This is a genomic window from Roseovarius sp. MBR-51, from assembly GCF_053628575.1.
Genome location: NZ_JBRJGQ010000063.1, coordinates 1 through 1,795, shown reverse-complemented (window position 1 = coordinate 1,795; position 1,795 = coordinate 1). Strand labels below are relative to the sequence as shown.

At 50.1% G+C, this 1,795-nt stretch carries 2 protein-coding genes and 1 pseudogene; 2 read left to right on the top strand and 1 reads right to left on the bottom strand.

The window, feature by feature from the left end; genetic code table 11:
• Both ACSSVY_RS22745 and ACSSVY_RS22740 read left to right on the top strand, forming a co-directional pair.
• Window positions 1-402 (top strand): hypothetical protein (locus ACSSVY_RS22745; protein WP_454272316.1); only part of this gene is annotated, 402 nt, incomplete at its 5' end.
• Window positions 403-509: 107 nt separating this feature from the next.
• Complete coding sequence (locus tag ACSSVY_RS22740; RefSeq protein ID WP_454272314.1) at window positions 510-1,415, top strand: class I SAM-dependent methyltransferase; 906 nt, start codon at window positions 510-512, stop codon at window positions 1,413-1,415.
• Window positions 1,416-1,475: 60 nt separating this feature from the next.
• Here ACSSVY_RS22740 and ACSSVY_RS22735 read toward each other — a convergent pair.
• Window positions 1,476-1,691: pseudogene (locus tag ACSSVY_RS22735) on the bottom strand (integrase core domain-containing protein); the annotation flags it as partial.
• Between the last annotated feature and the right edge of the window lie 104 nt (window positions 1,692-1,795).

Sequence of the window (1,795 nt, the reverse complement as noted above, 5' to 3'; positions counted from 1 at the left end):
TCAGCAGGTGTTGCCTATGGCGACGGGGCGCGAAATGAAACCTTTGGTCTGGTTTCGAGTTGGAATAACGAAGGCCTGTCGGTGCAGGGTTATGGCGGATCGAACGACTTCGATTCGGGCATTGAGGCGGTGAGCCCTGGCTGGCTTGTGCAGTCGGTGGTTCTGGACGATGGCGCGTTCAACCACTACCTGAACGGTGGGCTGATCGATAGCGGCACCCATGCTTTCAATACCGACCTGAAGCGGCTTGTGCTGGGTGAGGAGATCGGGGGACTGGGTGAAAGCCAACTCGAGATCGCTGCCGTACTGATCTATGACCGGGCACTTGATGAGTTAGAGCGCGAGCAGGTCGAGAACTATCTTCAGATAACCTATGTTGACGATACCTTTATGTTTGGATGAGCATCGAAGTAATTGTGACCTCCTCCAGCCTAGACTTGGCGGCTTTAACGGGTAGTGAGATGACTTGTTTGCAAAACCCGTCGGTATCTTGAACGCGGGTGCTTTCAGTGGGACATCGTCAGTTTGGTGTCGTTTGCGCAAGGCAATCTGAACTAAAAATTGCGAGGTTATCTGTGCCAAAGAATACTTCAGTGAACGTAGGCCCACTAAATGTGACCATATGTCGACTTTGTGGCGAGGAAGCTCAACGAGCTTTCTCGTTGCCATTTTTTAAACGCTTCGACGTAAGCTTTTATCGTTGTTCTGGTTGCAAGTCACTTCAAACCGAAGAACCTCATTGGCTTGGTGAGACCTATAGCGGTAGCCTCCCAGGCGAAGATCTGGGGGCCGTGGCGCGCTGTCAGAGGGCGCAGGTAACCGTTTTCTACCTCTCCAGGATGCTGCAATTGGGTCGAACGGCAAAAGTACTCGATTTCGGAGGAGGAAACGGACTTCTAGTGCGAATGTTGCGAGATATAGGAATTGATGCGCGCCTCAGTGACAAGTACTCCCAGAACACTTATGCAGCCGGGTTCGAAGATGAAGTGAGCCAATCATATGATATAATCCTAGCAACAGAAGTTTTTGAACACCTGCCGAATCCGATTGATGACCTCAGGGAAATTTTTAAACGAGATCCAAAAATTTTATTTGCGACTACAATCCTGTATGAGGGGCAAGATAAAAATTGGAGTTACCTATGCCCTAATTCCGGCGGGCATGTTTTTTTCTACAGCGAAGCTGCCCTAGAACATATTGGTCGGCATTTTGGTTATAACGTCGTTTGGCGAAGCCCGAACATAGTGTTTTCGAAGGCCAAAATTGGATACTTCCAACGTATATTTATACGTCGAGTGCTGTTCGGAGGAAAGCCACGCAAACTGCTGAACATGCTTTTCCCAATGCTTGGAGGGCAATCTTTGCAACCTCAAGATGATGCCTATATGCGTAACACGGGAATGACCCGAAACTGAACGACTACGGATTGTATGGGCCCCTTCAAAAACATAGAAAGATGGGCGTAATGAATCAAAGTTGTAGTATCTACGCCAAGCCTCCAACTTTTTGATCGCATCTGTAAGCGTCAGGAACCAATGGGCGTTCAAACACTCGGCACGGAAGCGGCCATTGTACGCATCGACAAAGGCGTTGTCCGTCGGTTTGCCAGATCGTGAGAACTCGAGTGTGACGCCGCGCTGATAGGCCCAGAGGTCCATATCCCGGGAGATGAACTCGCTGCCCTGATCGACCGGATGGTCGTAACGCTCCGGTGGGGGCCGTCTGACTTCGGCGACGATCCGATGATAAGTCCGACCTTATGTCCGATTTCATTTCTCGCCCTCAAATCGAAGTT